Below are 3,022 nucleotides of genomic sequence, written 5' to 3' on the forward strand. Positions count from 1 at the left end.
CAAGGACAAGGTCCTGATGGGTGCCGAGCGCCGCAGCATGGTGATCTCTGACGAGGAAAAGAAGAGCACTGCCTACCATGAAGCCGGCCATACACTGGTGGCCAAGATGGTGCCGGGCAGCGATCCGGTTCACAAGGTTTCCATCATCCCCCGAGGTCGCGCCCTGGGTGTGACCATGCAGTTGCCGATTGAAGACAAACACAGCTACAACCGTGAATCCCTGCTGGGTCGGATTGCGGTGCTGATGGGTGGTCGCGCAGCAGAAGAGCTGATCTTCAACACCTTTACCACCGGCGCAGGCAATGACATTGAACGTGCTACAGAAATGGCCCGCAAGATGGTCTGCGAATGGGGCATGAGTGATCTGATGGGCCCGGTTTCCCTGGGCAAGAAGGATGAATCAATCTTCCTGGGCCGCGACATGGCCATGCACAAGAATTTCAGTGAAGAGACCGCTATCAAAATTGATGAAGAGATCAAGCGGATTGTTGATGAAAGCTACACCCGTGCCATTACCATCCTGCGTGAGCATGAAGATCATCTGCACCAACTCTCCATGTGCCTGATTGAAAAGGAAAACCTGAGTGGCGCCGAGGTTGATGACATTATTGCCGGCAACGGCCCGGTCTGTAGCGGCAAAAAGCCTGAGCCAGAGCAGGATGAACCTGCTGCAGAGACTATTGAAGAAGCTTCAAAACCGGTGGATATTCAGGCGTGACAGAAGAACAGGGGCAAGGGGCAAGGAACAAGGGGCACGATTTTGCCATTCGCGCCCTCTGCCTCACCTCCCCTGCAGCTGCACAGAAAGAACTGGAACGGATCGGGGTTGATCCGGCTGGTATCAGGCACATGCTGCCCAAGCTGGAACAGCATGCTCTGTTGGTGCCGCAGGTAAAGCCCGCTGCAGCCAATATTCTGAAGCAGGAGATGCTCTCCCTGGGGGGTGATGCTGCGGTGGCACGGGGTACCGTGGCCTGTTCAGTAAGTAGTACCGACGTACTGCTGATCGGCACCCGGAAGCAACTGCTGACACTTTGCAACAAACTCACTGGTCAACCGTTTGGCCTCAAGGGGTTGTCAACAGAACTGACCCTGCTATTACAAAATATTCAGCACCCACCAACCATCTGGCAGACCTCCCGGCGTCAGCTTTCCCTGGATCGTCCGTTGATCATGGGTATTCTGAATGTCACCCCGGATTCCTTTTCCGATGGCGGTTGCTACCCTACGGTTGAACAGGCAGTTGAGCGGGGCCTGCAATTGGAGGCTGAAGGGGCAGACCTGCTTGATCTCGGCGGTGAAAGCACCCGGCCCGGAGCGGTTGCGGTCTCAGCAGAGGAAGAACGTACACGGGTACTACCGGTGATTGAGGCGCTTGCTAACAGGCTCACCATACCGATCTCGGTTGACACCTGGAAAAACAGCGTTGCTGATGCCTGTCTGGCAGCCGGGGCAGAGATTATCAATGACATCAGCGGCCTTAACTTTGATCCAACCCTGGCAGAGGTGGTTGCCCGTCACCAGGCCGGTCTGGTTGTGATGCACACCAGGGGTACACCCCAGCAGATGCAGCAGGATACCGGCTACGCAGACCTGATGGGCGAAGTCACCGCCAGCCTGTTACAGTCAGCTGCATCCGCCCGGTCCGCTGGTATCGCACACGAACAGATTGCCCTGGACCCTGGCATCGGGTTTGCCAAGGATCTGAATGGAAACCTGGAACTGCTGCGCCGACTGCCGGAACTGGCAAACCTTGGCTACCCGCTGTTGGTGGGGACCTCACGTAAATCCTTTATCGGTAAGATTCTGCAGCGGGAAACAGCAGCAGACCGCCTGTTCGGTACCGCAGCCACCGTAGCCCATGCCGTAACATCCGGTGCCCGGATTGTGCGTGTTCATGATGTACAGGCAATGAAAGATGTAGCCCTGATGGCCCGTGCCATCAACAGCCAGTAAATCCTTCAGTCTCCGAGACGACTCATGAGCTGCCCCATCGACCTGACCGGTATCAGTGACAGCATTATTCTGGCTGCCCTGATCTATCTCTTTTCCCTGCTGATACGGCGTGACGTTGCCCTGCGCCTGCTGGGGGTGATGGGGATACTGGTCGCTTTTTCCCTGATTGCCCGCCTGAGCCGCTTTGCACCGTTGATCCGTGTTATTGATGTCATTATCCTCTCCACACCTGTTGTCCTGGCGATCATCTTCCAGAATGATCTACGCCGCGCCCTGCTGATGCTGGGCAAACGTCAGCATCAAACCACTGAGCAACCGGCTGATGATGGAGCGGTGGATGAAGTTCAGCGTGCGTTATCAGATATGGCCAGCCGCCAGATCGGCGCCCTGATTGTGGTGGTAAGACAGCAGCCGATTGAGCACCTGATTCAGGTGGGAACCGATATTGACGCCAAGGTAACCAGTGAACTGCTCAACTCAATCTTTCTCCCTTACTCGCCGATCCACGATGGCGCGGTAATCCTGCACCAGAGCAAGATCACCAGAGCTGGCTGCCTGCTACCTCTCTCCCACAACCCAGACATTTCCAAGAGCTTCGGCACCCGCCACCGGGCAGCCCTGGGGCTCTCGGAATTATCTGATGCCCTGATACTGGTTGTTTCCGAAGAGACCGGAAAGATCTCGGCAGTCCAAGACAGCAAGATCACCTACGACATCGACATGGCAGACCTTAAAAAATTGTTAAAAAAAGCCATGGCGCACCATGGCTGAGGCAGCATAAAAGGAGCGTATCACCCATGAAAAAACTGTTCGGCACCGACGGCGTTCGCGGCGTTGCCAATATCCATCCCATGACCACCGAAACCGCCATGCAGCTGGGACGGGCGGCTGCTTATATCTTTAAGAGCAACAGCAGACGACGCCACCGGATCGTCATCGGCAAGGACACCCGCCTTTCCGGCTACATGCTGGAAAGTGCTCTGGTGGCAGGGATCTGCTCCATGGGTGTAGATGTGCTGCTGGTGGGCCCGCTGCCGACCCCCGGGATTGCCAATATCACCAAATC

The 3,022-nt window shown here is 56.1% G+C and carries 2 protein-coding genes and 2 pseudogenes; all 4 read left to right on the forward strand.

From position 1 onward, the window contains the following. Positions 1-718, forward strand: a pseudogene (locus OEL57_RS15795) (cell division protein FtsH); the annotation flags it as partial. After that, positions 715-1,956 (forward strand): dihydropteroate synthase, encoded by a 1,242-nt coding sequence (gene folP / locus OEL57_RS16945; protein ID WP_331489753.1) that lies wholly within the window; start codon positions 715-717, stop codon positions 1,954-1,956. The pseudogene OEL57_RS15795 and the gene folP, both read left to right, overlap by 4 nt. A gap of 24 nt (positions 1,957-1,980) precedes the next feature. Beyond that, positions 1,981-2,727, forward strand: coding sequence for a diadenylate cyclase CdaA (cdaA, locus tag OEL57_RS15805; RefSeq protein ID WP_300741795.1), 747 nt, complete (start codon positions 1,981-1,983; stop codon positions 2,725-2,727). Between the two features lie 26 nt (positions 2,728-2,753). After that, positions 2,754-3,022: pseudogene (glmM, locus tag OEL57_RS15810) on the forward strand (phosphoglucosamine mutase); the annotation flags it as partial.

It is taken from the genome of Trichlorobacter sp. (genome assembly GCF_030247655.1).
In the GTDB taxonomy this organism is placed as follows: Bacteria; Desulfobacterota; Desulfuromonadia; order Geobacterales; family Pseudopelobacteraceae; genus Trichlorobacter.